Here is a 25,576-nt window from a genome sequence, read left to right on the forward strand (position 1 = left end):
TCCCGCGCCGACTGGGGCGGAGGCCCAGCTAGCTTTCAGGCGAGTGGTGTCAATCACGTGACTTAGGGAACAGAGCATCATCGTAGCAATGCCCCGAGCAGAACTGCAGCGCCGATCACGATGACGGCGATAACCGGCAGGAGGGCGGGAAGGCTCGGTCTGCGTTCGAGCGTCCCTTTGTAGGAAGAGGTCATCGCGACATCGAAGTTCCGGGATCGCAGGTGGGAACCCTGGCTTCGTTGTGTCGTGGTGGCGGTCCCGATCTGCTCGGGCGACAGCGGCGCACCGCCAGCCTCTGAATCAGTCTCGAGCGGTGCCATGGCCGGATCGAAGCCAGGTCTTTTGTCTCCAGTCAAACCCCGCTGGATGTCGCCTCTGATCTGTGCAGGGTTGGGCGTCGGGTCGTGTGATCTGCTGGGCATGAGTTTGGTCTCCAAGGCCATGCCAACTGCTGGAAGCACCGCGGGTTCCTGCCGCCAGGCGACGGCAAACCGGAATGTACGGCAGCGGACCATCCGTCCTGAAAAATGCTCAGCGCGCGAAACATTGGGCAGCGATGGTCAGTTCAGCTACGGCGACAACAAATCATTGCAAGCGCGAGGCTGACTGGCCGGCGGAGACAGGAGACACCATGAAGATCACGGGAATTCAGACCATAGCCGAAGGAAGCGGCACGGCAGGCCACACTGTCGAATACGTTTTCGACAGCGGCGCCGTAGTCGCCGTCCGCTTCAGCGGCGAACAAGCAGAGGTCAATCGCACCAATGCGGTCAGCCAGGCGAAGTTGTTCCTGGAGCGAGTCGTGCGCGAGGGAGTGCTGCCGGAGCAGATGGAGGATGGCGAGAACGTCGACGGACGAGCGGCGACGATGGCGTCCTCTCCAGCCTCTCCGGCACAGCGGCTCGACAACCGGTGATGCAGGTGCATCATCCACCTTTCTCCATCAGAGACGGTCAGGATACCTTGTCTCGAACGAGGCGTTCCTTCGTGGGCCGGAGATTGAGAGAGAGAGAGTGTGTGTGTGTGAACCGCTGAGATCGGATGATTGTGTGGCCGCACAACCCTCGATCAGTGCTCCACAAGAGTGGTCGCTGCGCGCCAAGGAGCTCGCCCGCGAGATCGAACGCCTGCCGCTGCACTACCGCTCTGCTGTTGAACTCATCCTTATTGAGGAGATCGGCCACGAGGCTGCCGCCGATCGAGCTGGATGCCCTGTCGGCACCATCAAAAGTCGCGTGAACCGGGCACGGAACCATGCTTGAAACAAGACTGGGCGAAGCAGGTTAAAGAGCAGGAAGTTTTCAGCCGAACAGACTGCTCCACCAGGGGAGGTCAGGTCGCGTGATCATTAGCCAGAAAATGCTCAGCACCGCCGCGAATGCTGGGAAACCAAAGATGAACCAGAGGCGAAAGAGGGAGTGGTAACGAGGGGGCAGGTCCTTGCCAGTGGAGACGGCAGAGACGGCGAGATTTCGCATCTCGAGCTGCATCCACACAACGGGGAGCCAGAATGCCCCCGTAAGTAAATAGAGGAGGATGGACAGCACGATCCAGCCCTCCGTGAGCGGATAGCCCACGTGCCATGCGAGGGCGACGCCGGTTATCGGCTGCAGGATAACCGCAGTCGTCGTGAACAGGAAATCCGCAATAACAACTATTCTAGCCACCGCCGCAACCGCCGCCGTGTTCCTGGTGCGGTGCGCGAGCAGCATAAAGAAGGCAATGCCGGCGCCGGTGCCGAGAAGGACTGTGGCGCCGATGACGTGCACAAACTTGAGCAGGAAGTAAACCATCACCGCTCCTCCAGAACCGCGAGCGCCACGAGATGCAGCACGAAAATTGGCCAGATCTTAAGGAGTGGCCCCAGAGGATCCCCCCAGAGTGCAGGAAGCAGCAGGCTTCCCGCAACGACATAAAACAGCGACAACCCGATGCCGGCGTAGAGGCCCCATCGGGCACTCCTCCTGAAGGCGATAGCAGTTCCGATCGCCATGTCGGCCAAAGCTCCGGCAATCACCGCTGGCACACCGACCTCCGCCGCAGGGGTGCGAAGCATGAGGTCCACGCCTTCCCTGAATCCGCTCGTTAAGGAAATTATTCCCGTGGCAATCCAAAACAAGGGAAGGACGATGAATGCCAGTGGCTTCAGGAAGTACAGCTTCGCGAACCAGCGTTCCTGAACGCCAGCGGGGCGAGATGCAAGGGCTTCCGCAAGTGAAGTGGGCTGAATGCTAGTAGCCTCCATCCAGGATCCTGCGTCGCCCACTGCGCCTCGTGTAATCTCCTTCTCGGCATTGGACCGCATCGGCGGCCGCCAACCCAGGTGCCCCGCCACGTCCCCGAGCTTGTATAGCAGGCGCGAAAATGGTCCTGGCAAGGTTACCTTACGCGCCGGACCCCAGCCTAACCAACGACGGTAGCTGGCAACGACATCGGCGAAGGTTAGCTGCTCTGGACCGACAAGCTCGAGTGTCAGCCTTGACGGCGCATTGGGCTGAAGTAGCGCCACGACCGTTTCCACGACGTCGCTCAGTTGGACGACCTGCAGTTGACCTGTGTGAGGCATCAGCGGCAAAACCGGCATCGCCGCCAAGCCTCGGAACAACGCGCTGGCGCCATAGGCGGCGGGGCCGAGAACAACCGATGGCCTCAGGATCACCCAATCCAGTTCGCGCGCCATCAGCAGATTGTCTCCAAGGGCCTTGGATTGAGAAAATTCCGAAGGCTGTTCCCGGTCAACGCCTAGTGCTGAGAAATGGACGACTCGCCGTATACCAGCTTCCTCGCATGCGAGAAAGAGAGCTGCTGGAGCCTCCACATGCACCGTTCGGACCCGGTCCTGCCCTGTGTCCTGGAGTGCGCCTGCGCAATTGACCACCGCGCCTATCCCCTCAAGGTGCGGCAGCCAGTCAGAGGCGCTGGTAGCATTCGCCAAATCCAGGACTACTTGCCTTGATACGCCCATGGGAAGAAAAGCGGAGCCGCTCCGAACGGCTGCAACAACATGATGGGCATCTGTGGAAAGCCTGGCGCAGATAGCGGAACCAATCAGTCCTGTCGCGCCGATGACGAGAATGTTCATGTCGCTCCTAACCATCCTTAGTTGAACCGCCGCGGAACCACCAAGGTTGGCTAGCGCACACCACCCCAGTAGATCATAAAACATCATCCCGGTGCGATCGTTACCCCGCTGCTGCCGAAAGATGCTATCGCGGGCTACCGGCCCAGTTTTGCATGTCGCCTGACAGATACTGCACCCCATTGAAATGAGCGGATTCACCAGATCTCTCGCAACAATGCGCACAGGAACCTCCAGGTGACAGCGACGACGCCTGAGCGGTTGGCGGCCGCCTCGCCGGCGTTGCTGCCTAAACGATGACGATGAGCGAAAACAACCACGGCGGCCCGATGTTGCGGTACGGTCGTGGACAGAGAGGAAGCTGCTCACGCCCGATCACCCAGCCTCCGCAGCGTCTCACAGGTCCGCAAGCGTACAGACGGGGAACAGCCATGAAAGGTCGAAGTTTTCTAACCATCGCGAATGCAAGAGCATTCCTGCATGGTCGGGGGAGATGTAATGCCATTCCAAAGCAGATACCGGCCCCTTGTCGACTCTAGTTGGGGGAACTGGGACAAGCCGATCAACCTCAGGCTTGGGAGGAGCAGCACCCACGTCGTGCACAGTCCTCAAGAGGCGTTGAAGTTAATGTCAAGCGAGTGGCCAGGTGAGCGCGGAGACAGCTATCACCAAGCTCGTCGCGCCTGCCTAGCCTTCCTGAAGCGGCAGGCGTCACCCGCTCAAGTGCGTCGTGCCTTTCTCGTTGCCGCCGCTGAAACAGGGCTGCTTCACTAGCTCTGCCGGCCCCCGACAGTCGTCGGCACCGATTTTACGGCTTCGCCGTTGGAGTTCTAGGGCATCTTGGAAAAGAGAAGCCATTTTAGCGCCCATGGAAGCGCCTTGCAAAAAGACCTACTCGCTTTTTTCTGAGATCAAAGAACCAAGTCGTAGCGGAATGCTCTCAGCACTACGCGAACGCTATCGAGCCATATGAACAAGGAAGCGAACTGATCGCGGCGGCCGTTGTAGAGGCGATGCACAAAGCTCCTTCAGATAGATCAACGATCCATACAGGGCTGTGAAGCAAGGCCACAGGGCGATCCCGGGTTTAGAGGAACGAGCAAGGAAGTTTGCCACCAAGGCCCACGGATCTATCAACCAGCGGCGGAAATATATAGGCGAGCCTTACATTGTGCACCCTATTGCGGTGGCTGATCTTGTACGGTCCGTACCTCATTCGAGGAGATGATCGCCGCGGCGCTTCTCAATGATGTGGTTGAAGTCACTCCAGTGACGATTGATGAAATCAGAGCTGAATTTGGCGAGGATGTCACTGAACTGGTCGAGTGGCTGACGGACGTCTCCAGGCCATCCGATGGCAATAGAAGGGTGCGCAAGCATGAGGATTTGATGCACCTTGCAGGAGCGCCGCCCGCGGCCAAGATCATCAAGCTAGCTGACCTGATCGGCAACACGTTGACGATCTCCAAATACGACCCAAGCTTCTGGAAGGTCTTTCGCCGCGAGAAAGAAGCTCTCCTCAAAGTCCTGAAGGAGGGTAATGTTACCCTGTGGAGAACTGCAGCGAGTCAGACGAGACGACGTTAAGCGTCACCGACGATCACTGTTATTGTTCCCGTGCCGCCGCAGTCGGTACAGGTCTGGCGGCCAAGTCTGCCGGTGCCAGCGCAAGCTGGGCAGTCAGAGCCCGGCAACTCACGTCACGCATGCGGAACGCCTCTCAACGGCGTCAGGAGGTATCAATTGATTTACGGCTTCATAGGGACCGGGACGATCAGCGCTGCGATGATCGAAGGAATGATGGCGTCTGAGCTCGATGTAACGAAGGTGCTTGTGTCGCCCCGTAACGCTGAAATCGCGGCGGGACTGGCTGGTCGGTTCTCGAAGGTCGAGGTGGCAACGAGCAATCAGGCGGTCGTCGACGAAGCGGAGATTCTCGTTCTGGCAGTGAGACCACAAGTCGCCGAGGAGGTTCTCTCTTCCCTCCAGGTTCCCTCCCACCGGAAAATCATCAGCGTCATCGCCGCAACAGAGCACTCGAAGCTCGGATCGTGGATGGGATGCTGTGAATCCGAAATCATACGCGCCATTCCGCTACCGTTCGTCGCTGATCGAAGCGGTGTAACGGCAATCTATCCCGGCGACAGTGTCGCATCCGAGCTCTTCGCGGCCCTGGGCGAAGCTGTCGAATGCAGAGACCAGAACGAATTCGATTTGCTGGCGGTCGGCAGTTCCATGATGGGCGCTTACTACGGCCTGATGGAGAGGGTGGGCGGCTGGTTGGTGGAGCACGGCATGGATGATCGGACCGCCAGCCGCTACCTTACGCCACTCTTTGCGAGCCTCTCACAGGTTGCGGTGACAAGTCCGGGAGCGAGCTACTCCGGTCTCAGGCGAGAGTTTTCGACGGAGGGCGGACTTAATGAACAGGTTTTCCGGGAGTTCGAGGAAAACGGCGGCTCGTCCGCGCTTTTGAAGGCGCTCGACGGAGTTCTCGAGCGCGTCAGAAAAGGCTAGCCGGGCTTGATCAGTTCGTCGGGGCGCTCGCCCTGGTCGGGCGAACTTTCCGGGATTTCCGGGCACGATCACAGGAGAAAGGTTTAAGCCGCCGCTGTCACCCAAATGGCCGCTCGATCGACTGCGACGGCTCGGTGAAGAAGACCGGACCGTCCTCCGTCATGTAGATGATGTCTTCCAGACGCACGCCGCATTCCCCGTAGATCGCGAGCATCGGCTCGTCTGAGAAGACCATGCCGGGCTCGAGCGGCGTCTTGTTGCCGAGAACGATATAGGGCTCTTCGTGCACATCCATGCCAAGCCCGTGGCCAGTGCGATGAGGCAAGCCCGGCACCTTATAGTCGGGACCGTAGCCTGCGTCGATCAGCACCTTCCGAGCCGCAAAGTCGACCTCTTCGCATGCCGTGCCAATCCTGGCGGCATCGAAGGCGGCGCGTTGGGCCCTCTGCTCCAGAGCCCAGATTTCGCGCTGGCGCTCCGTAGGCTGTCCAAAGACATACGTGCGGGTGATGTCGGAGCAATAGCGGTGAATGTGAGCGCCGAGATCGATCAGGACCATGTCACCCTGTCTCAGCGTCTGCGCGTAGGGCACGCCATGGGGATAGGCGGTCGCTTCGCCGAACTGGGCTGCGGCAAAAGTGTGGCGCATGCCGAGCTTGGTATGGGCGGCGGCGATGAAATCGGTCACCTCCGTCGTCGAGACACCTTCGTAGAGACCCTCCCAGACGGCCTTTTGGACCCTAAGACTGGCGGTCATCGCCGCTTGAATGATGGCAATCTCGGTCGCCGATTTGATCTGTCGGCACTCGGCGATGAGGTCTTTGGCCCCGACCACTTTCAGGCGATCGCCGACATAGGCGGTGATGGGATTGGAAAAGACAAACGGCGTCGCCGGATCGAAGGCCAGGCTATCGCCTTCGACGCTCAGGCCGCAGACCAGGTCTGCCACCAGAAGCGCCGGATCCTCGTGCTCTTCCCATACCGCGATCTCACCGGAATTTATGATCAGCGTCTCAGTTTTCGGCTCCTCGAAAGCCGGGCTGATATAGATCGGAGCGCCGCTGGAGGGGATGATCGCCCCATGCATTCGCTCGCTTGCCGCGAGCGTGATAGCCGTGAAATAGGTAAGGCTCGTCGAGGTGTCGAGATAGACGGCCTTGACGCCCGTTGTTCGCATCAGTCCCTGTAGCTTGGCGACGCGTGCATTAAGTTCCTCGGCCGAGATCGGCGGGATAGTGACTGCGATGTTGTCGAATTCCAAAAGCGATTGTTCGAAGGACCTGTAGGCAGGGGCACTCATGCTGGGTCTCCTAATGGGGCCAGGCGGCGGGGGTTTGCCGGCTCGCATCGATGACATTGGTGGAACTTTAAGAGGCGTAGCTATAGCGCCTGGCGATGAACATGCTGCTGGCGACAGTGAGGATCAGCGTGACGGCCATCAAGATAAAGGACAGCGTCGCACCAAATGGCCAGTTTGCCTTGCCAAGCACCTCGTCAACAACCATGGGCGCCATCATCCGGAAATTGGGGCCGCCGAGCAGCACGGGTGTCGCATAGGCGTTCATCGTCAGAATGAAAGAGAGCACAAAAGCAGCAAGAATGCCCGGCATGACGAGCGGAATCGTGACCAGACGAAAAGTCTCGAATGGGCCGGCGCCCAGGCTGAGCGAGGCGTCCCTGGTGTTGGGATCCAGCCCTTCGAGGACACTTTGTAGTGTCAGGACAACATAGGGCAGGTTGACGGAGACGATGCCAACGAACACCGCAGTCGGAGTATACATCAACGTCAGCGGTTCGCCGATCAGGCCAATCGCTCCGAGCAGATAATTGACCACGCCGTTCTGACCGAAGGCAACCATCCAGCCGGCGGCGCGCACGGCATTGCTAACGAAGAGCGGCAGGATGATCATCAGCAACAGGAGTGTCTTGAGATTTCCCTGCTGACGGGCGATGAAACTTGCCAGCGGCAGGCCTAGAAGAATACAGGCGACAGTGACGCCGAAGGCCATCAGAACCGTTGTCTTCAGCCCGTCAAGGTAGTAGCCGTCGGAGAGGAGCGAGACGTAGTTCGCGACGGTCATGCCTTCGACCATGAATTCGCCGGGCACGTAACGATTGAAGCTGTAGCGCAGGAGCAGCAGCATCGGCAAAGCAAGAAACACCACCACCATCAATGTGGCAGGAGTCAGCATGGCGGCCGCCGTCCTTCCCTTCTTGATCATTTCGTCTTCCTGAGGCCTCGTGAAGTTTATTGCATCGGCCGGGACTGGCCGATGCCTGAAACAATGACCGGATGGCCAGGATCAACCCTTGAAGGACTTGTTCCACCAGTCCTGGAGCGCGGCGTCGTTCTTTGCCAGATACTCCATGTTCTGAACCATCAGGGCCTTGCGCTGCTCCTCTGTGTAGTCGACCAGCTTTGCAAGTTCCGGATCAAGCTCGACGGTCGAATTGGTCGGCGCGTAGCCCATGCTTTCGGCAAAGGCGGTCTGCGGCCCCGGCTCCATCATGGCGTTTAGATAGGCGTAGGCGGCTTCCTTATTCTGCGCGTTCTTCGGTACGCACATCTCGGAAATATAAAGGACCAGGCCTTCCTTCGGCACGGCGATCTCGACCGGGATGCCGGCCTGTTTCCACATGTAGCCGCGGGCATTCCACATGATGCACATCACGCATTCCTCGGTCTTCAGGGCCTGCGCCATGGCCTCGTTGGTGGGGTAGATCTTTACCCCCTGCTTCTTGAGCTCCAGCAGCTTTTCCTTGCCGGGCTCGTAGTTGTCGAGGCCGCCGCCTGCGATCATCGCGGCAGATTCGATCGTCGTCTGGTACTGGATGTCGATGACGCCGACCTTACCGGCATATTGTGGATCCCACAGATCGGCATAGGAAGTCGGCGGCGTCTTGACGTACTTCGGATTGTAGAGAATGACGCGGCCGGTATAGATGTGCGGAACGCTGTAATTGTTCCGGAATGCCGCCGGCACATGCTTCATGTTCGGGACCTTGCTTTCATCGAGTTCCTCGAGCAGGCCGTTCTCGTTCATCTCGTATGCGCCCTGGCCGGTCAGGCAGGCGATGTCCATCGAGCCGCGCGGCAGGCGGCGCTCCGCCAGCAACTTAGTCTTGCGAACCGTATCGTTGGCGGTATCGAACACCACGTTGACGCCTGAGTCCTTCATCTCCGCATCGACGATGAACTGCTGTTGAAGGTTCTGGTAGTCGCCACCCCAGGTTCCGACCACCAAGCGGCCGCTCGGAGCGGCGCGCGCGCCGGTTCCCGCCAGTGCGGTGCTGGCTGCGAGGGCTCCGGCCATCAGGCCGAATTGTCTTCTGTTGATGCCATTTTTCATGCTGTTCCCTTTCTCTGCTTCTAGTTCGTTCACATCAGAACCGCGGATTGACGGTTGAAGGAGACATACAGGCGGCTGCCGACTTCGGCCGGCAGGCCAGCACCGGTGAGGCTTTTAATGGTGGTGACGACGGTGAAGGCATCTCCGGTGGCAAGGGTGGCCAGGATTTCCAGGTTGCCGCCGAGGAAGACGCTGCGGGTGATTTCTGCCTCGAAGCAGTTGGCGTCGGCCGTCTTGGTCGCAGAGAGCTCGATCATTTCCGGGCGCACCATCAGTTCCGAATGATTGCATTCGGCCTGTTCGGTCTCAATCGTGAGGCCGCTGTTCGTGACGAAGGCTTTGTCACCGGCAGAAATTGCGCCGGCGAGGAAGTTCGTCCTGCCGATAAAGGAGGCCACGAAGCGATTGGCGGGATGGTTGTAGAGTTCCATCGGGGTGCCGATCTGCTGGATCTTCCCCGCCTGCATCACGACAAGCCGATCCCCGACATACATGGCTTCGTCCTGATCGTGGGTGACCATGATCGTTGTGATCTTCAGCGCCTGCTGCAAGGCCCGCAGCTCGTCGCGCACCTGCAGGCGCAGCTTCGCGTCCAGGTTGGACAAGGGCTCGTCGAGCAACAGGATGTCGGGACGGATGGCGAGCGCACGGGCGATTGCCACGCGCTGTTGCTGGCCGCCGGAGAGCTGCTTGGGATAGCGATCCTCCAGGTGACCGAGCCGGACCAGTTCCAGTGCTTCGCTTACCCTGGTCTTGATGTCGTCCTCCGGCAACTTGCGGCGGCGAAGGCCGAATGCGACGTTCTCGAAGATGTCGAGATGTGGGAACAGGGCGTAGTTCTGGAACACCAGGCCGATATTGCGGCGATAGGGCGGGTCCGCCGTGATGTCGCGGCCGCCGATCTCTAGCTTGCCGGTGTTCTGCTCGATGAAGCCCGCCAGCATGCGCAGGGTCGTCGTCTTGCCGCAGCCGGAGGGACCGAGAAGGATCAGGAATTCGCCATCCCGAACTTCAAGGTTCATGTCTTCGACAGCAACGAAATCGCCGTAGACCTTCTGCAGGTTCTGGATCGTGACTGCTGCCATGTTCATACCATCCTGGAAAGATTGACGAAGCGATTGGTGATGATCAGGGCAAGCCCGATGATCGTGACCTGCATCACGGAAGCGGCGGCGATCGTCGGATCGATCTTCCATTGCAGGTACTGGAGGATGGCCACCGGCAGCGTGAGCTGGCCGGGGGTCGACAGGAACATCGAGACCTCGAGATTTCCGAAGGACACGACGAAGCTGAAGATTGCCGCCGCCATGATGCCGGGCCGGATCAACGGCAGCGTCACCTTCCAGATCACGGCGAAGGGCGAGGCGCCAAGGCTGGCGGCCGCTTCCTCGACGACTTCGTTGAGGCCGGCAAGGTTGGCCGTCAGGAGCCGCACGCACCACGGGATCGTCAGGAGCACGTGGCCGGCGATGAAGCCGGTCAGCGAGCCTGTGGCCGGAAGCCCGGTCCGGACTTCGAGCTCGACCAGCGTCATGTAGAGCGAGGCGCCGATCACGATGGCGGGCACGATCAGCGGCGACATCAGCAACTGCATGATTGCACCGCGACCGATGAAGCGCTTGCGCACCAGCACGATCGCAGCAGGTATCGTGACGATCATGCCGATGATGGTTGCGCCGACCGCCACCATCGCACTGAGGTAGAAGCCGTCTATGAACTGCGGCTGGCGCCAGACCTCGCTGAACCAGTCCAACGTGTAGCCTTCAGCCGGCAGCGAAAGCACGCTGTTGGATATGACGGAAAGCCAGAAGATCAGGATGAGCGGGAGAACGCATATGCCCAATCCCACCCCGTTGATCAGGTTGACCGCCAAGCGGCCGAGATGTTCTGCGAGCGTCTTGCCCTGTACCATGGCGCGTCTCCCGCGGTCAGGCCGACAGTTCGTTCTTGTAGAAGCGTCCGTCCTTCATGATCGCCTTCAGCCTGTCGTGCTGCTCGAGCACACTGATATCTTCCAGCGGATTTCCATCGACCACCAGCAGGTCGGCAAAGGCGCCGGGCGACAGCTCGCCAACCTTGCCCTCCAGGCGGCAAAGCTTGGCAGAAATCAGGGTGGCAGACTGAATGATGTCGGCAGCCGGCAGGACCTTGTTGCGCGTCGAGAACTCGATCGACTGGTACTTGTGAAGCTGACCTAGAAGGTCAGAGCCATAGGCCATCGGCACGCCCGCATCCCGAAGGATTTCAAGCGAGCGAAGCCCGCCGACACGCACCGTCTCGATCTTGGCGACGGAATCGGGCTTCAGGCCGAACGCTTCGCCTTCCATCGCCAGTCCCTCGTATGCGGCAAGTGTCGGGCAGGCGATGGCGCCGTACTTGGCAGCAAGCTCAGCCGTCTCCCTTTCGATCAGGTTGCAATGCTCGAGCGAGTGGACGCCGCATTCGACTGCGCGCCGGATGGCAGCGTCCGTATAGACGTGCGCCGAGACGTAGGTGCCGACATTGTTGGCTTCCTCCACGACTGCAGTGATCTCTTCGCGAGAGTACTGCAGGACGTGGATCGGGTCGGTGGGGGAGGCGACGCCGCCGTTTGCCATGATCTTGATGAAGTCGGCGCCATTGCGGATTTCCTCGCGAGCGCCCCGACGGACTTCGTCAGTGCCGTTGCAGATGCGGCCGAGTGCGCCAAGGCTTGCCTCGTGCAGCGGGCGGTTGTCGAACCGGGTGCGGTAATCGGTATGGCCGCCGGTCTGACCGAGTGCCTTGCCGCAGATGACGAGGCGTGGACCGTCGATCAGGCCTTCCTCGACGGCGAGTTTGAGGCCGAGGTCTGCCCCCGCGAGGTCGCGCACGGTGGTGAAGCCGCGCATCAGCATGCCGTTCATGATCTTGGAGGTGCGCAGTGCAACCAGTGAACTTGGCAGTTCGGCGTTGGCGGCAAGATCGACGAGAGTTGCAACAACGTGCACGTGAGCATCCACGAGACCGGGCATGATTGTCCTGCCGCCCAGTTCGATCCTTTGGGCGGAAGAAGCCGTGATCGGCTGGTCGGAAATGTTGCGAACGATACCGTCCTCGACAAGAACCTCCACGCCTTCGACCATCTTCTTGGTCTTGACGTCGAGGAATTGGCCGCCGGTGAAAAGATATGCTGTCATTGGAAAGCTCCCGGTTCGAAGGCACGCGCCCGCATGTGCCTAAAAGTGGGCGAGTTGAAGCAATGCGGTGACGTCACATCGTCAACCACCTGATCCACCGGCGGGCTTAATTTTTCTTTCGCATCACGAGCCGGCCTCTCGACCACTTGATCTCGTGTAGTTCCCGTTGTTCTCGTTGATGCGATAATACAAGTTGTAGACAGAGGCGCAACAGGCTTTTTCCAGATGGCAGACCTGTCGTCATGATCTTTAAGCTCTGGGAGCAGAGCTCCAGTGGAACCCGGACGCTCGCGCTTCACGCCAGCAGTGGCAACTCAGAGACGACATTATGCTACCTGATCGGGACGAGCAGATTTCCGGCTTCCTGAGAGTTGTGCGCGGAGCGGCCATGTCCCCGATTTTGTCCGGACGCAGCTTGGCTGATCCCGGCCTCGTCCGCGGTCATTCCCGCGGGTTGTCCAACTCGTGACGATGCTCCAGTATCCGCCGGAACCCTAGGATTTGCGCGCTCAGTCATGCAATTAACTGCAAAGACATCGCCTTTTTCTGCTAGGAAATTGCGGCCACTGGACGGAGGGAAGGGGCCCAAAAATGGCTTGCCTGGGGGATTTGAATTCTCACACCATTTCAACGGCTTAGTGGAAGAGCCTCGAAATTCCCTCTGTTTCCCATCGCAAGCGACCATGGATGCCACTCTTGTGCCCTGGCTTTGGGCACCAGTCAACTGGACGGGTTTCGACCAAAACTTGCTGGGAGCGATCATAGCGGCCGCCGAACAGCTGGATCTTGAATGGAAGGCCTTACTTTCCGGAGCCTTCCACGAGCCACAACGAGGCGGAGTATGTTGAGCCCATACCTTCCTTGGTTGGTTGCCGGCTTCTTGCGAAGACGGCCACAATACTGGCGACGGGTGTGCTCTAAGTACCCGGCGGCGCGACCGTCGCGGCTTGTGGTCGTCCATGTAGATGATGAGTCCTGCTCACGAACGACGACCACCATGCCTGTGGATGACCCAACAGCTCGGTTTTCAGATCGTCAGCGCTGTCGAGCAGGGTGGCGGGCTACGAGCTACTCCCCGAGCGCCACACCCTCGCGCCTCGGATCGGCACTGCCGAGGAGGCCGCTTGGCGTGAGCTCGATTGCATGCAGGCCTGAGTTCATCTCTCCCACCTTCACCTCGTATCCCAACGACTGCAAAGGTTCGGCCATCTCTTCTGCCCATGTGCCGGCCTCAAGATCGTAGGTACCGAAGCGGTTAATCAGATGCGGCATGGCAACGATCTCCTCCACTGGCATCTGCCAGTCGATGTAGGCGACCAGCGCCTGGGCGACATAGCCGATGATCTGGCTGCCGCCCGGCGAGCCGACGGCGAGAAGCGGCTTGCCGTCCTTCATTACGATCGTTGGCGACATCGAGGAGCGGGGACGCTTGCCCGGCTCCACCCGGTTTGCCACCGGAATTCCGTCGGCATGGGTCTTGAAGGAGAAGTCGGTCAGCTCGTTGTTGAGAAGGAAGCCGTTGGTCATCAGCCGCGAACCGAAGCCGTTCTCGATTGTGGTGGTCATCGACACGACATTGCCTTGCGCGTCGACAATGACGAAATGGCTGGTCGACGGAAGCTCGATCGCATCCCCCTCGCCGAAGAGGAGGGCGTGATCCCAGGTTGGCTCGCCGGCGGTCACGGCGTCCTTAGATAGTGCCTTCTTGGTATCGAGCAGGGACGCGCGGCCCGAGAGGTATTCCTTCGCCAGCAGACCTTTGATGGGAGCCGGCACGAAGTCGGTGTCGGCAAGATAGCGCTCGCGATCGGCGAAGGCGAGCCGCTGCGCGTCGCCGATCAGCCGCCAGCTTTCCGGGTTGCGCGGCCCAAGGTTGCGGAGGTCGAAGTTCTCCAAGATGCCAAGGATCTGCCCAACGGCGGCTGCTCCGGAGGAGGGCGGTCCCATGCCGCAGACGTCCAGCGCCCTGTAGGTGAGGCAAACGGCCTCCCGCTCCTTGATGCGGTAGTTTGCAAGGTCCGCCAGCGAGAGGACGCCGGGATTGCCCTCCGCCTCGCGTACGGTCTTGACGATGGCTTCGGCGATAGCGCCCTCGTAGAAAGCATTCGCGCCGCCAGCCGCGATGGTCCGCAGCGTTTGGGCATAGTCTTCGTTCTTCAGGACGTTGCCAGCCTGCAGCGGCGCGCCGGCATCATCGAAGAAGTAGCCGGTTGTGCCCTCATAGGTTTTCAGCCTGTCGCCTTCCGCTGCCACGAGGGTGGCGAGACGGGGTGAGACTTCAAATCCTTCGGAGGCCAGCTTTATTGCGGGATCGAAGAGGCCTGCCCATTCTGCCTTGCCGAGCTTGGAGTGAACCTCGTGCAGCAGCTTGACCGTGCCTGGCGTTCCGACCGACCGTCCACCGACCACGGCATCCATGAACTTCAACGGCTGACCCTGGTCATCGAGGAAGAGCTTCGGCGTTGCCTCCATCGGCGCCGTCTCGCGACCGTCAAACGTGGTCACCTTGCCGGAGGACGCGTCATAATAGACAAGAAAGGCGCCGCCACCGAGGCCGGAGCTTTGCGGCTCCACGAGACCCAGCACCGATTGAACGGCCACCATTGCGTCAATGGCGTTGCCGCCGCGCGCGAGAACATCGCGTCCCGCCGCTGCTGCCAGTGGATTGGCGGCCGCCACCATGAACGTCTTCGCCTCGGCGCGCTCCGCCGTTGCCACGCCGGTTGCCCGTTCCGGCGCCATCGCGTCGGAGGCCTGTTGCGCAGCCAGGGGCGACGCGATCAGTGACGAGGCCATCGAAAGGGTTGAAAGCAAACCGAGACTTATCGCGCGCATGTCCATCTCCTGCCGTTGGAGCCCACCATCATCAGCATGTGGAGCAGAGTCAGCGGCCGGCAAGAGATACCGCGACGCTCAGCCCTGCGCGATCTGGCTCACACGCCGCAGCGCGGTGACCTGCTCGCTCGCCTGGATCTCGAGCGCCATCTCCTGCCGCGACAGCATGGTGGCGGAAGGAATGATGGTTGGTCCTCCCGGCTGATCGATCGCGGTACAGTTGCGGCCAGCCTTTTTTGCGGCATAGAGCGCGCGATCCGCAGCCGGCAGGAGACGGTCGAGCTCTGCCGTTGCGGCGCTTTCCAATGCTATCCCGCCGCTCACCGTGACGGTGAGGGAGTGTCCTGCCGCTCTGATTGGCTGCAGGGCGAGCGTCATCCGCAGCCCCTCTGCGATACTGGCGGCCTCGACAAAATCCGCCACGCGCAGCATGGCTGCAAATTCCTCACCTCCCATGCGGCCGAAGGATCCGCGTCTGGACAAGGAGATGGACGCCAGTTGGCAAAACGCCTTTAGCACGTCATCACCACCCTGGTGGCCACAGCGATCATTGATCTGCTTGAAGTTATCGAGATCGAAGTGAAGAACGGCGATCAGCGGCTTGTCCGGGCTACCCTCGGCGCAAAGGCGGTCGAACTCGTCCATCAGACCGCGTCGGTTGAGGACGCCGGTCAGGGGGTCGGACGTGGCAAGTGCCTTCAGCTTCTCTTCGGATCGCTCCGTCAGCATCTGTGCGCCGGCAAGCACAGCTGCAACAAAGCAGAAGGCGCCTGGCAGGAGGACCAGCCCGGGAGAGGGCATGGAGGTGAACGACCCTGCGGCAGAAATTACGGCCCAGGAGGCGTTGGTGAGGCTACTGGCGATATGGACGCCAAGTACGATGGCGAGTGCACGACGGCCCCATGTGACACGACTGCCTGAGCGTAGCAGGATGGCGATGAAGATCGCAAAGCCGACGCTGGCCGACCCGTTGTAGAGCGCGACGCGCAGGTTGAAGCTCTCGTGGACGACGGGAAGCAGCATCCCCCCGACCCAAAGCAGCGCAGGGATCAGCACATATCCTTCGATCCGCCGCCCGTCGAACTGCTGCATGCCGCCGATCAGCAGGCCGATGGCGGCAAGGATCATGGTGTTGGCGATCTCGATCGACAAGAAGCTAGGAATGTTCGGGCGAAAGCCGACCAGAAGCATGCCAAGACCGAGCAGCCCGAAGCCACCGCTCCAGGTCAACGCGAAGCGCTCGCGGCGACCCCGCATCCACCACATGAACAGCAGCAGGCTTAAGGTGAGCGCCTGCGCTGCCCAGATGACCAGGCCGGTCAAGATGTCCATCCACGTTCCCCGTCTGCCGCCGATGACGGAAGCTATATCGGAGGTTACTTAAAGTAGGGTTGCCAGCCTGAGAAGAACGTTCTCCGGCTGGTCGGGAAGGAAGGTATTGCGTGCCTTGTGCCATAGCAGGTGATGGCTAATCTCCGCCGAGATGTCTACGCGGATAGTTTGAGCAGAAACGTTTTGCTACCGGCCATGCTCAAGCCGGGGACGATTAAGGATATCAGCCACGCCGTCTTGAAGTGCCCGCCATTGACACTCTATGTAGGGGTTGACCTATTCCATATTGATTCCGGGGCTTTTGACCCTCGGCCAAGCGTTGACAAAGGACTGACATGAAAAACCCCGTCGATACCGCCATGGCTCTGGTTCCGATGGTCGTGGAGCAGACCAATCGCGGCGAGCGGTCATACGACATCTATTCGCGTCTGCTGAAGGAACGCATCATCTTCCTGACCGGCCCCGTCGAAGATCACATGGCGTCCCTGGTCTGCGCACAGCTCCTCTTTCTCGAGGCGGAAAACCCGAAGAAGGAGATCGCTCTCTACATCAACTCGCCGGGCGGCGTGGTGACAGCCGGCATGGCGATCTACGACACCATGCAGTTCATCAGGCCAGCCGTTTCGACGCTCTGCATCGGTCAGGCGGCGTCGATGGGCTCTCTGCTGCTCGCTGCTGGTGCAAAGGGCATGCGATTTGCAACACCGAACTCCCGCATCATGGTTCACCAGCCATCTGGTGGTTTCCAGGGGCAGGCGTCGGACATCGAGCGCCATGCTCGTGACATATTGAAGATGAAGAGACGCCTCAACGAGGTGTACGAGAAGCACACCGGACGGACCTATGAGGAAGTTGAAAAAACCCTCGATCGCGACCACTTCATGGCTGCGGACGAGGCCAAGGACTGGGGTGTCATCGACAAGATCCTTACCTCGCGAGAGGAACTTGAGGGCGCTTCAGCGAATTGACCGTCAAGTATCGCCTTCCATTGTCACCTGCATGTGACGAAGCAGGGGTTTCAACCGCAATGGAAAGCGCTATTAGTAGCCGTTAATGCTGTGTAGAGCATTTTTTGCATAGCATTTGGAATTCTAAGGGGGTCCGTTGCCGCCGATCTGGATCACGGTCAAGATTGGTAGAGTACCCCGGGCAAGGCCGGCACGTCGGTCACGAGCGTGGACGTGGCGGCAAGCGATGAGTGTACCGCGCCCGGCAACGGGCAAGCGGAGTGCTGGAAGGAAAGTGATATGAGCAAAGTCAGCGGCAGCAACGGCGGCGACTCCAAGAATACCCTTTATTGTTCGTTCTGCGGCAAGAGCCAGCACGAGGTCCGGAAGCTGATCGCAGGCCCGACAGTGTTCATCTGCGATGAATGCGTCGAGCTCTGCATGGATATCATCCGGGAAGAGAACAAGACTTCGATGGTGAAGTCGCGCGACGGCGTGCCGACACCTCAAGACATCATCAAGGTTCTCGACGAATACGTGATCGGTCAGCAGCAGGCCAAGCGGATCCTCTCCGTGGCGGTGCACAACCACTACAAGCGGTTGGCACACGCCTCCAAGGGCGGCGACGTAGAGCTGGCGAAGTCGAACATCATGCTGGTGGGCCCGACCGGTTGCGGCAAGACCTATCTTGCGCAGACGCTCGCCCGCATCATCGACGTGCCCTTCACCATGGCGGATGCAACGACGCTGACCGAAGCCGGTTATGTCGGCGAGGATGTGGAAAACATCATCCTGAAGCTGCTGCAGGCGGCAGACTACAATGTCGAGCGCGCGCAGCGCGGCATCGTCTATATCGACGAAGTCGACAAGATCTCGCGCAAGTCGGACAACCCGTCGATCACGCGGGACGTTTCGGGCGAAGGGGTGCAGCAGGCGCTTTTGAAGATCATGGAAGGCACGGTCGCTTCCGTTCCGCCGCAGGGTGGCCGCAAGCATCCGCAGCAGGAATTCCTGCAGGTGGACACGACGAACATCCTGTTCATCTGCGGCGGTGCCTTTGCAGGGCTAGACAAGATCATTTCCGCCCGTGGTGAGAAGACCTCAATTGGCTTCGGCGCCACTGTGAAGGCGGAAGACGACCGTCGCGTCGGCGAAGTGCTTCGTGAGCTTGAGCCGGAAGATCTCGTCAAGTTCGGCCTCATTCCGGAATTCATCGGTCGTCTGCCGGTTCTGGCAACGCTTGAGGATCTCGACGAGGACGCCCTGATTCAGATCCTCTCGGAGCCGAAGAACGCGCTGGTGAAGCAGTATCAGCGCCTGTTCGAGATGGAAGACGTCGAATTGACCTTCCACGAGGACGCTCTGCGCGAGATCGCCCGCAAGGCGATCGTCCGCAAGACCGGCGCGCGCGGCCTGCGCTCCATCATGGAGAAGATCCTTCTCGATACCATGTTCGAGCTTCCCGCCCTGGAAGGGGTACGCGAGGTCGTCATTTCCGACGACGTCGTGAAGGGCAATGCCCGGCCGCTCTACATATATGCGGATCGCCAGGAAGAGAAGACCAACGTCTCTGCCTGACGCAATCCAGCAACAAGCTTGAAAAAGAGGTCCGGTCCGGGCCTCTTTTTTGTTTGCAGAAGGTGCCGCGTCTTGAGCGGCGCGGTGAGGCGGCGCAAGGTGCTTCGCTCTGCTTCGATTTCAGGCTAAGAATGACGGTTAAGATTCGGCTGGGCCGATGCGAGCCGGGGCAGGGTGCAAGTAGTATTCCGTGCGTCCGAAGTACCTGCGTCTCATCGGACTTGAGCGCCATTCCCAGGTGGGGCGAATGGTGAACAAGGCTTGAAATCAATGGTCGCACACTCCACTTGGGGATCAAGTGGATTCCCCGCCAAACTGGCGAGGGGACGGGTCCCGGAAACGGGATATGAAAGGAAGAAGAATGACGAATTCAACGTCTGAGGCAGTCGGCGGCGAAACCTTCCCGGTGCTGCCCCTGCGCGACATCGTGGTCTTTCCGCATATGATCGTGCCCCTGTTCGTTGGACGCGAAAAGTCCATTCGGGCACTGGAAGAAGTGATGGGCTCCGACAAGCAGATCATGCTCGTCACCCAGATCAATGCCGGTGACGACGATCCGGAGCCTTCGGCGATCTACAAGGTCGGCACGGTGGCAAACGTATTGCAATTGCTCAAGCTGCCCGATGGCACCGTGAAGGTTCTCGTGGAGGGCCGTTCGCGCGCCACCATCTCGAGCTATACGGATCGGGTAGAGTTCTATGAAGCCAAGGCTTCGGTTCTTGCCGAGCCGGATGAGGATCCGGTCGAGGTCGAGGCGCTATCGCGCTCCGTGGTCTCCGAATTCGAAAACTACGTCAAGCTCAACAAGAAGATCTCGCCTGAGGTCGTCGGCGCCGCCAGCCAGATCGAGGACTATTCCAAGCTCGCCGATACGGTTGCCTCGCACCTGTCGATCAAGATCACCGAAAAGCAGGAAATGCTGGAGACGGTGAGCGTCAAGGGTCGCCTGGAAAAGGCGCTCGGCTTCATGGAGGGCGAAATCTCCGTTCTGCAGGTGGAGAAGCGTATCCGTTCGCGCGTCAAGCGCCAGATGGAGAAGACGCAGCGCGAATATTACCTCAACGAGCAGATGAAGGCGATCCAGAAGGAACTCGGCGACGGCGAGGACGGCCGCGACGAGATGGCCGAACTGGAAGAGCGCATCGCCAAGACGAAGCTTTCCAAGGAGGCCCGCGAGAAGGCGGATGCCGAGATGAAGAAGCTTCGCCAGATGAGCCCGATGTCGGCGGAAGCAACCGTGGTTCGCAACTATCTCGACTGGCTGCTCTCGATCCCGTGGAACAAGAAGTCGAAGGTCAAAGCCGATCTCAACAACGCCGAGAAGATCCTCGAGCAGGATCACTTCGGTCTGGAGAAGGTCAAGGAACGCATCGTCGAGTATTTGGCCGTGCAGGCGCGTGCGACGAAGATCAAGGGTCCGATCCTTTGCCTCGTCGGCCCTCCGGGCGTCGGCAAGACTTCGCTCGCCCAGTCGATCGCCAAGGCGACCGGCCGCGAATACGTGCGCATGGCCTTGGGTGGCGTGCGTGACGAGGCCGAAATCCGCGGTCACCGCCGCACCTATATCGGCTCCATGCCCGGCAAAGTGATTCAGTCGATGAAGAAGGCGAAGAAGTCGAACCCGCTCTTCCTTCTCGACGAGATCGACAAGCTCGGCCAGGACTATCGCGGCGATCCCTCCTCGGCCCTCTTGGAAGTGCTGGATCCGGCCCAGAACTCAACGTTCATGGACCACTATCTGGAAGTCGAATACGACCTTTCGGACGTGATGTTCATCACGACGGCGAACACGCTGAACATCCCCGCACCCCTCATGGACCGCATGGAGATCATCCGCATCGCCGGCTACACCGAAGAGGAAAAGCGCGAAATCGCCAAGCGTCACCTCCTGCCGAAGGCGATCAAGGAGCATGCGCTGCAGCCGAACGAGTTCTCGGTTTCCGACGATGCCCTGATGGCGGTGATCCAGCAGTACACCCGTGAAGCGGGCGTGCGTAACTTCGAACGCGAACTGATGAAACTCGCCCGCAAGGCGGTGACCGAGATCATCAAGGGCAAGACGAAGTCGGTGGACGTGACTGCGGCCAACATCCACGATTACCTCGGCGTTCCGCGCTTCCGCCACGGCGAAGCCGAGCGTGATGACCAGGTCGGCGTGGTGACGGGCCTCGCATGGACCGAGGTCGGCGGTGAACTGCTGACGATCGAAGGCGTCATGATGCCCGGCAAGGGCCGCATGACCGTGACCGGCAACCTGCGCGACGTCATGAAGGAGTCGATCTCGGCTGCGGCATCCTATGTCCGCTCCCGCGCTGTCGACTTCGGCATCGAGCCGCCGCGTTTCGACAAGTCGGACATCCACGTACACGTGCCAGAAGGTGCGACGCCGAAGGATGGTCCTTCGGCCGGTATCGCCATGGCGACCGCTATCGTCTCCGTCATGACCGGCATCCCGGTATCAAAGGATGTGGCGATGACGGGCGAGGTCACGTTGCGTGGTCGCGTCCTGCCGATCGGCGGCCTCAAGGAGAAGCTGCTCGCAGCCCTCCGCGGCGGCATCAAGAAGGTTCTGATCCCGGAAGAGAACGCCAAGGACCTGGCCGACATTCCGGACAACGTGAAGAACAACATGGAGATCATCCCGGTTTCCCGGATGGGCGAAGTGATCGAGCACGCGCTCCTTCGCAAGCCCGAGCCGATCGAATGGGATGGCTCCATCGAGACGCCGGTGATCGCCACCGTCGAAGGTGCGGACGAAGCGGGCAATACGGTCGCGCACTGATTGGCTCCGCTTTGTGTATGCCAATTTGGCACGATGACGAAAAAAAGCCGGCCTAGCGCCGGCTTTTTTTGTGAAAATGTATCAATACCTCTTGTTTTTCAGGCGTTGGCGGCGCTTGTGAGTTGTGAAGGCCCACAGGTGAATTAGTGTGGGGCCCGATTAACTTGAGTCGTTTCAATACCGTTTGAAAGGGGTGGAAACATGAACAAGAATGAACTGGTTGCCGCGGTTGCGGAAAAGGCAGGCCTGTCCAAGGGTGATGCTGCTTCGGCTGTTGACGCCGTGTTTGATACTGTTCAGTCCGAATTGAAGAATGGCGGCGACATTCGTTTGGCCGGTTTCGGCAGCTTCTCGGTTTCCCGTCGCGAAGCATCCAAGGGCCGCAATCCGTCCACCGGCGCCGAAGTTGACATCCCTGCACGCAACGTGCCGAAGTTCTCGGCCGGCAAGGGCCTGAAGGACGCTGTGAACAACAAATAAGTTGTTAAGACGCATCTTTGGAAAGGGCTCGGTTTCGACCGGGCCTTTTTTGTTTTCAGAATATGATATTCAGCTTTAGCTAACCTTCGCAGCCTGTCATCTGCGTGTCATGCAGCTGCCGCAAAAGCGCCCTGTTCCACTTCATGGACAGGAGGGCTTCCCATGAGAATTTCTGCTCGCGCCGCGCTCACTGCGGCTTTGCTCGCGTCTGCGGCACTTCCCGCAGCTGCAACCCAAGTCTTCAACCGCATTGCCTCTTTCCCCGTCGCAGCCAACCTGCCTCCCGACAAGGACAAGACGAGCACCACCTCGGCCGAGATCATCACGGCGTCCGAAGACGGCAACATGCTGATCTATTCCGACAGCCCGCTTGGCGGTATCGGACTCGTCGATATCACCGATCCCAAGGCGCCGAAGGCGGCCGGTGCGCTGATGATGGATGGCGAGCCGACTTCGGTTGCAGTTGCCGGCGGCAAGGCGCTCGTCGCAGTCAATACCTCCGAAAGCTACGTGAAGCCATCAGGCAAGCTGGCGATCGTCGACCTCGCCTCTAAGACGATTGAAACGACCTGCGACCTCGGCGGCCAGCCGGATTCCATCGCCGTTTCCCCCGACAAAGTTTTTGCGACCATCGCAATCGAAAATGAACGCGATGAAGACCTCAACGACGGCGAAATCCCGCAGATGCCGGCCGGCGACCTGGTGATCGTCTCGCTGAAAGACGGCGTCGCTGACTGCGCGTCGGTCAAGCATGTCACTCTGACCGGCCTTGCCGACGTGGCAGGTGACGATCCAGAGCCGGAATTCGTCGCGATTAACAGCCTCGGCGAAATTGCGCTGACGCTGCAGGAGAATAACCACATCGTCATCGTCGACGGCCAGACGGGTGAGGTGAAGAGTCATTTTTCCGCCGGCACCGTTGATCTCGACAACGTCGATACCAAGTCCGACGGCGCTCTGAAGTTTACGGGCAAGCTGGAAGGCGTTGCGCGGGAGCCCGACGCTGTAAAGTGGCTCGACGAAAACCGTCTGGTCGTCGCCAACGAGGGCGACTACAAGGGCGGTTCACGCGGCTTCACCATCTTCGACAAGACCGGCAAGGTTCTTTACGAATCCGGCCCGTCCTTCGAGATGGCCGTTGCTCAGATCGGTCACTTCCCGGACAAGCGTGCCAAGTCCAAGGGCGTTGAGCCCGAGGGCCTGGAGGCTGCGACCTTCGGCGACCAGAAGTACTTCTTCGTCATGTCCGAACGCGCTTCGATCATTGGGGTCTACAAGGACACCGGCGGCGAACCCGAGCTTGTGCAGCTGCTTCCTTCGGGCATCTCCCCGGAAAGCGCCATCGCCATTCCGGGCCGCAACCTGCTCGCCACCGCCAACGAGGTCGATCTCGTCGAAGACGGCGGTGCCCGCTCGCATGTGATGCTCTACGAACTCGCAGAAGGTGAGGCAGCCTATCCGATGCTTCGCTCCGAGATGGTCGACGGCAAGCCGATCGGTTGGGGCGCGATGTCCGGTCTCGTCGGCGATGCAGTGAACGCCGGCACCCTTTATGCTGTGAACGACAGCTTCTATGGCGCGCAGCCGACGATCTTCACGATCGATGCGACGCAGAAGCCCGCCGTCATCAAGTCGGCCCTTCCGGTCACCCGTGGCGGTGCGGCGGCTCAGAAACTCGACATGGAAGGGATTACGCTGGACGGCAAGGGCGGCTTCTGGATTGCCTCCGAGGGCGACCCTGCCAAGCTCATCGGCCATGGCATCTACAACGTCAATGACAAGGGCGAGATCAAGTCGGAAGTCGGTTTCCCGGTCGAGCTGCTGGCAGGTCAGACCCGCTTCGGCCTCGAAGGCATCACCGCAGTCGGTGAAGGCGACGACGTGACGCTCTGGATGGCTGTTCAGCGCGAGTGGAAGGACGATGCGAAAGGGACGGTCAAGCTCGTTTCCTACAATCCGAAATCCAAGGAATGGGGCGCCGTGCGTTACCCTCTCGAGAAGGCCGGTGACGGCTGGGTCGGACTTTCCGAAATCACCGCCCACGGCGATCACGTCTATATCGTCGAACGTGACAATCAGATCGGTGACAACGCCAAGCTGAAGAAGCTTTACCGCGTTGCCATATCCGACCTGAAGCCGGGCAAGCTTGGCGAAGACCTTCCGACGGTCACCAAGGAGGAAGTCCACGACTTCATTGCGGACCTAAAGTCCGCCACCAACGGCTATGTCGTCGACAAGCTGGAAGGTTTCGCCTTCGACGCATCCGGCAAGGCCTATGCCGTAACCGACAACGACGGCGTCGACGACTCCTCCGGCGAGACGCTGTTCTGGCAGGTTGATCTGAACGTCACTAACTGAGCGGATCGGTACTTAGAAAAGGAAAGGCCGGGCGAGTTGCCCGGCCTTTTGCATGAAGCGGTTCCGCTACCAGCGCTGATGGACGTGCGGAGCGATCAGCCGGGCGTAGATTTCCTTCGCTGCTGTCATCACATCGTCGGACAAGGCTTGAAGATCGGCTGCGGCGGCATTGGAGCGGGCCTGCTCTACATTGCGCGCGCCCGGAATGACCACGGTGACCGCCTCGTTCATCAGGATCCATTTCAGTGCAAAAGCCGCCATGGAGGCGCCCTGCGGGACCAGCTTGCGCACTTCCTCGACGGCCTGAAGTCCGACCTCAAACGGCACGCCAGCAAAGGTCTCGCCAACATCGAAGGCCTCGCCGTGGCGGTTGAACTGGCGATGATCGTCGGCGGCAAAGGTGGTGTCGCGTCCGATCTTGCCAGACAGGAGACCGCTTGCGAGCGGCACGCGGACAATGACGGCGACGTTCTTGCGCTTGGCCTCCTTGAAAAACAGGTCCGCCGGGCGCTGGCGGAAGATGTTGTAGATAATCTGGATGCTGACCACATCTGGGTATTCGATGGCCTTCAGCGCCTCCTCGACCTTCTCGACGCTGACCCCATAGTTCTTGATCTTGCCGGCCTTGCGCAGATCATCCAGGGCTCCAAAGACCTCCGGACGATACAGCACCTCCGTCGGCGGGCAGTGAAGCTGGACCAGATCAAGGCTGTCGACGCCGAGATTGGAGAGGCTTCGATCGATGAATCCTTCAAGATTTGCTTTCGTGTAGCCATCGGCATTGTGCGGGTTGAGCCGCCGTCCCGCCTTGGTGGCGACCATGGGTCGGTTGCCGCCGCGCTCCGCCAGCACGCTGCGGATGATTTTTTCCGACCGGCCGTCGCCGTAGACGTCTGCCGTGTCGACGAAGGTGACGCCTGCATCCAGGGCTGCTTCGAGGGCCGCGCGCCCATCCTGTTCGCTCACATCTCCCCAGGAGCCGCCGATCTGCCAAGCGCCGAAGCCGATTTCGCTGACGGTGAATGATGTGCGCCCGAACGCATGCTGTCTCATGATGTCCTCCATTTGTGGGCCGTCGTCCACAGGCGCGTCGCCCGTGCTTCCGTCGTGCCCGGCAATTGCCTAAAACACCTGGTCAGCAGAGACAACAAAGGCAAGCG

At 60.0% G+C, this 25,576-nt stretch carries 22 protein-coding genes; 10 read left to right on the plus strand and 12 right to left on the minus strand.

Features of this window, described 5'->3' with window-relative positions; translation table 11 throughout:
• Positions 1–77: 77 nt before the first annotated feature.
• Positions 78–422 carry a hypothetical protein gene (locus tag MUU54_RS08460; protein WP_247243601.1) on the minus strand — a complete coding sequence of 115 codons (345 nt, stop codon included), beginning with the start codon at positions 420–422 and terminating at the stop codon, positions 78–80.
• A 209-nt stretch (positions 423–631) separates the two neighbouring features.
• Here MUU54_RS08460 and MUU54_RS08465 point away from each other — a divergent pair, with 209 nt between their 5' ends.
• Both MUU54_RS08465 and MUU54_RS24765 read left to right on the plus strand, forming a co-directional pair.
• Positions 632–916, plus strand: a complete 285-nt coding sequence (locus MUU54_RS08465; RefSeq protein ID WP_247243602.1) for a hypothetical protein — start codon at positions 632–634, stop codon at positions 914–916.
• A gap of 133 nt (positions 917–1,049) precedes the next feature.
• Complete coding sequence (locus tag MUU54_RS24765) at positions 1,050–1,262, plus strand: sigma factor-like helix-turn-helix DNA-binding protein (RefSeq protein WP_247243603.1); 213 nt, start codon at positions 1,050–1,052, stop codon at positions 1,260–1,262.
• A 39-nt stretch (positions 1,263–1,301) separates the two neighbouring features.
• Here the strand turns inward: MUU54_RS24765 and MUU54_RS08475 are convergent, their stop codons facing one another.
• Positions 1,302–1,793 (minus strand): DUF2269 family protein, encoded by a 492-nt coding sequence (locus MUU54_RS08475; protein WP_247243604.1) that lies wholly within the window; start codon positions 1,791–1,793, stop codon positions 1,302–1,304.
• A complete protein-coding gene (locus MUU54_RS08480) occupies positions 1,793–3,082 on the minus strand; it encodes an SDR family oxidoreductase (RefSeq protein WP_247243781.1) in 1,290 nt (429 codons plus the stop codon). Before MUU54_RS08480 ends, MUU54_RS08475 begins: the two co-directional genes overlap by 1 nt.
• 495 nt (positions 3,083–3,577) lie before the next feature.
• Here MUU54_RS08480 and MUU54_RS24950 point away from each other — a divergent pair, with 495 nt between their 5' ends.
• From MUU54_RS24950 to MUU54_RS08490, 3 genes are all read left to right on the plus strand, one after another.
• Positions 3,578–3,853 (plus strand): DUF982 domain-containing protein, encoded by a 276-nt coding sequence (locus tag MUU54_RS24950; RefSeq protein ID WP_354532037.1) that lies wholly within the window; start codon positions 3,578–3,580, stop codon positions 3,851–3,853.
• Between the two features lie 450 nt (positions 3,854–4,303).
• Positions 4,304–4,666, plus strand: coding sequence for an HD domain-containing protein (locus MUU54_RS08485; protein WP_247243605.1), 363 nt, complete (start codon positions 4,304–4,306; stop codon positions 4,664–4,666).
• A gap of 156 nt (positions 4,667–4,822) precedes the next feature.
• Entirely contained in the window at positions 4,823–5,596 is a 774-nt protein-coding gene (locus MUU54_RS08490; protein WP_247243606.1) for a pyrroline-5-carboxylate reductase, read from the plus strand.
• Between the two features lie 97 nt (positions 5,597–5,693).
• On the opposite strand, the gene MUU54_RS08495 is transcribed toward MUU54_RS08490, so the two are convergent.
• The 8 genes from MUU54_RS08495 to MUU54_RS08530 all read right to left on the minus strand — a co-directional run bounded on the left by MUU54_RS08495 (position 5,694) and on the right by MUU54_RS08530 (position 16,271).
• Positions 5,694–6,896 (minus strand): M24 family metallopeptidase, encoded by a 1,203-nt coding sequence (locus MUU54_RS08495; protein WP_247243607.1) that lies wholly within the window; start codon positions 6,894–6,896, stop codon positions 5,694–5,696.
• A gap of 67 nt (positions 6,897–6,963) precedes the next feature.
• Positions 6,964–7,818, minus strand: a complete 855-nt coding sequence (locus MUU54_RS08500) for an ABC transporter permease (protein WP_247243608.1) — start codon at positions 7,816–7,818, stop codon at positions 6,964–6,966.
• A gap of 81 nt (positions 7,819–7,899) precedes the next feature.
• On the minus strand, positions 7,900–8,946 hold the full coding sequence (locus MUU54_RS08505; RefSeq protein ID WP_247243609.1) for an ABC transporter substrate-binding protein: 1,047 nt from the start codon (positions 8,944–8,946) through the stop codon (positions 7,900–7,902).
• 29 nt (positions 8,947–8,975) lie between these two features.
• On the minus strand, positions 8,976–10,031 hold the full coding sequence (locus tag MUU54_RS08510) for an ABC transporter ATP-binding protein (RefSeq protein WP_247243610.1): 1,056 nt from the start codon (positions 10,029–10,031) through the stop codon (positions 8,976–8,978).
• 2 nt (positions 10,032–10,033) lie between these two features.
• The gene (locus tag MUU54_RS08515; RefSeq protein WP_247243611.1) at positions 10,034–10,858 is read right to left on the minus strand and encodes an ABC transporter permease; all 825 of its coding nucleotides are present in this window, start codon (positions 10,856–10,858) and stop codon (positions 10,034–10,036) included.
• Between the two features lie 16 nt (positions 10,859–10,874).
• Positions 10,875–12,104: a metal-dependent hydrolase family protein gene (locus MUU54_RS08520; protein ID WP_247243612.1), complete on the minus strand. Its 1,230-nt coding sequence runs from the start codon at positions 12,102–12,104 to the stop codon at positions 10,875–10,877.
• A gap of 1,068 nt (positions 12,105–13,172) precedes the next feature.
• Positions 13,173–14,900 carry a gamma-glutamyltransferase gene (gene ggt, locus MUU54_RS08525; protein WP_376742076.1) on the minus strand — a complete coding sequence of 576 codons (1,728 nt, stop codon included), beginning with the start codon at positions 14,898–14,900 and terminating at the stop codon, positions 13,173–13,175.
• A gap of 117 nt (positions 14,901–15,017) precedes the next feature.
• Complete coding sequence (locus tag MUU54_RS08530; protein WP_247243614.1) at positions 15,018–16,271, minus strand: GGDEF domain-containing protein; 1,254 nt, start codon at positions 16,269–16,271, stop codon at positions 15,018–15,020.
• A 335-nt stretch (positions 16,272–16,606) separates the two neighbouring features.
• Between MUU54_RS08530 and clpP the strand changes: the two genes are divergently transcribed.
• From clpP to MUU54_RS08555, 5 genes are all read left to right on the plus strand, one after another.
• Entirely contained in the window at positions 16,607–17,239 is a 633-nt protein-coding gene (clpP, locus tag MUU54_RS08535) for an ATP-dependent Clp endopeptidase proteolytic subunit ClpP (protein WP_247243615.1), read from the plus strand.
• A gap of 279 nt (positions 17,240–17,518) precedes the next feature.
• Positions 17,519–18,796 carry an ATP-dependent Clp protease ATP-binding subunit ClpX gene (gene clpX / locus MUU54_RS08540; protein WP_247243616.1) on the plus strand — a complete coding sequence of 426 codons (1,278 nt, stop codon included), beginning with the start codon at positions 17,519–17,521 and terminating at the stop codon, positions 18,794–18,796.
• Between the two features lie 361 nt (positions 18,797–19,157).
• Positions 19,158–21,578 carry an endopeptidase La gene (gene lon / locus MUU54_RS08545; protein ID WP_247243617.1) on the plus strand — a complete coding sequence of 807 codons (2,421 nt, stop codon included), beginning with the start codon at positions 19,158–19,160 and terminating at the stop codon, positions 21,576–21,578.
• Positions 21,579–21,779: 201 nt separating this feature from the next.
• Positions 21,780–22,058, plus strand: a complete 279-nt coding sequence (hupB, locus tag MUU54_RS08550; protein ID WP_239999206.1) for a DNA-binding protein HupB — start codon at positions 21,780–21,782, stop codon at positions 22,056–22,058.
• 162 nt (positions 22,059–22,220) lie between these two features.
• Positions 22,221–24,416: an esterase-like activity of phytase family protein gene (locus MUU54_RS08555; RefSeq protein WP_247243618.1), complete on the plus strand. Its 2,196-nt coding sequence runs from the start codon at positions 22,221–22,223 to the stop codon at positions 24,414–24,416.
• 66 nt (positions 24,417–24,482) lie between these two features.
• Here MUU54_RS08555 and MUU54_RS08560 read toward each other — a convergent pair whose 3' ends face one another.
• Positions 24,483–25,469, minus strand: coding sequence for an aldo/keto reductase (locus tag MUU54_RS08560; protein WP_247243619.1), 987 nt, complete (start codon positions 25,467–25,469; stop codon positions 24,483–24,485).
• Between the last annotated feature and the right edge of the window lie 107 nt (positions 25,470–25,576).

Source organism: Pseudorhizobium tarimense, from assembly GCF_022968135.1.
GTDB classification, from domain to species: Bacteria; Pseudomonadota; Alphaproteobacteria; order Rhizobiales; family Rhizobiaceae; genus Neorhizobium; species Neorhizobium tarimense.

What these genes read in the sequence shown, in the direction of transcription:
- MUU54_RS08460 (WP_247243601.1), bottom strand. Translation starts at nt 422, where the DNA reads ATGCCCAGCAGATCACACGACCCGACGCCCAACCCTGCACAGATCAGA.
- MUU54_RS08465 (WP_247243602.1), top strand. Translation starts at nt 632, where the DNA reads ATGAAGATCACGGGAATTCAGACCATAGCCGAAGGAAGCGGCACGGCA.
- MUU54_RS08475 (WP_247243604.1), bottom strand. Translation starts at nt 1,793, where the DNA reads ATGGTTTACTTCCTGCTCAAGTTTGTGCACGTCATCGGCGCCACAGTC.
- MUU54_RS08480 (WP_247243781.1), bottom strand. Translation starts at nt 3,082, where the DNA reads ATGAACATTCTCGTCATCGGCGCGACAGGACTGATTGGTTCCGCTATC.
- MUU54_RS24950 (WP_354532037.1), top strand. Translation starts at nt 3,578, where the DNA reads ATGCCATTCCAAAGCAGATACCGGCCCCTTGTCGACTCTAGTTGGGGG.
- MUU54_RS08485 (WP_247243605.1), top strand. Translation starts at nt 4,304, where the DNA reads ATGATCGCCGCGGCGCTTCTCAATGATGTGGTTGAAGTCACTCCAGTG.
- MUU54_RS08495 (WP_247243607.1), bottom strand. Translation starts at nt 6,896, where the DNA reads ATGAGTGCCCCTGCCTACAGGTCCTTCGAACAATCGCTTTTGGAATTC.
- MUU54_RS08500 (WP_247243608.1), bottom strand. Translation starts at nt 7,818, where the DNA reads ATGATCAAGAAGGGAAGGACGGCGGCCGCCATGCTGACTCCTGCCACA.
- MUU54_RS08505 (WP_247243609.1), bottom strand. Translation starts at nt 8,946, where the DNA reads ATGAAAAATGGCATCAACAGAAGACAATTCGGCCTGATGGCCGGAGCC.
- MUU54_RS08510 (WP_247243610.1), bottom strand. Translation starts at nt 10,031, where the DNA reads ATGGCAGCAGTCACGATCCAGAACCTGCAGAAGGTCTACGGCGATTTC.
- MUU54_RS08515 (WP_247243611.1), bottom strand. Translation starts at nt 10,858, where the DNA reads ATGGTACAGGGCAAGACGCTCGCAGAACATCTCGGCCGCTTGGCGGTC.
- MUU54_RS08520 (WP_247243612.1), bottom strand. Translation starts at nt 12,104, where the DNA reads ATGACAGCATATCTTTTCACCGGCGGCCAATTCCTCGACGTCAAGACC.
- ggt (WP_376742076.1), bottom strand. Translation starts at nt 14,900, where the DNA reads ATGGCCTCGTCACTGATCGCGTCGCCCCTGGCTGCGCAACAGGCCTCC.
- MUU54_RS08530 (WP_247243614.1), bottom strand. Translation starts at nt 16,271, where the DNA reads ATGGACATCTTGACCGGCCTGGTCATCTGGGCAGCGCAGGCGCTCACC.
- clpP (WP_247243615.1), top strand. Translation starts at nt 16,607, where the DNA reads ATGAAAAACCCCGTCGATACCGCCATGGCTCTGGTTCCGATGGTCGTG.
- clpX (WP_247243616.1), top strand. Translation starts at nt 17,519, where the DNA reads ATGAGCAAAGTCAGCGGCAGCAACGGCGGCGACTCCAAGAATACCCTT.
- lon (WP_247243617.1), top strand. Translation starts at nt 19,158, where the DNA reads ATGACGAATTCAACGTCTGAGGCAGTCGGCGGCGAAACCTTCCCGGTG.
- hupB (WP_239999206.1), top strand. Translation starts at nt 21,780, where the DNA reads ATGAACAAGAATGAACTGGTTGCCGCGGTTGCGGAAAAGGCAGGCCTG.
- MUU54_RS08555 (WP_247243618.1), top strand. Translation starts at nt 22,221, where the DNA reads ATGAGAATTTCTGCTCGCGCCGCGCTCACTGCGGCTTTGCTCGCGTCT.
- MUU54_RS08560 (WP_247243619.1), bottom strand. Translation starts at nt 25,469, where the DNA reads ATGAGACAGCATGCGTTCGGGCGCACATCATTCACCGTCAGCGAAATC.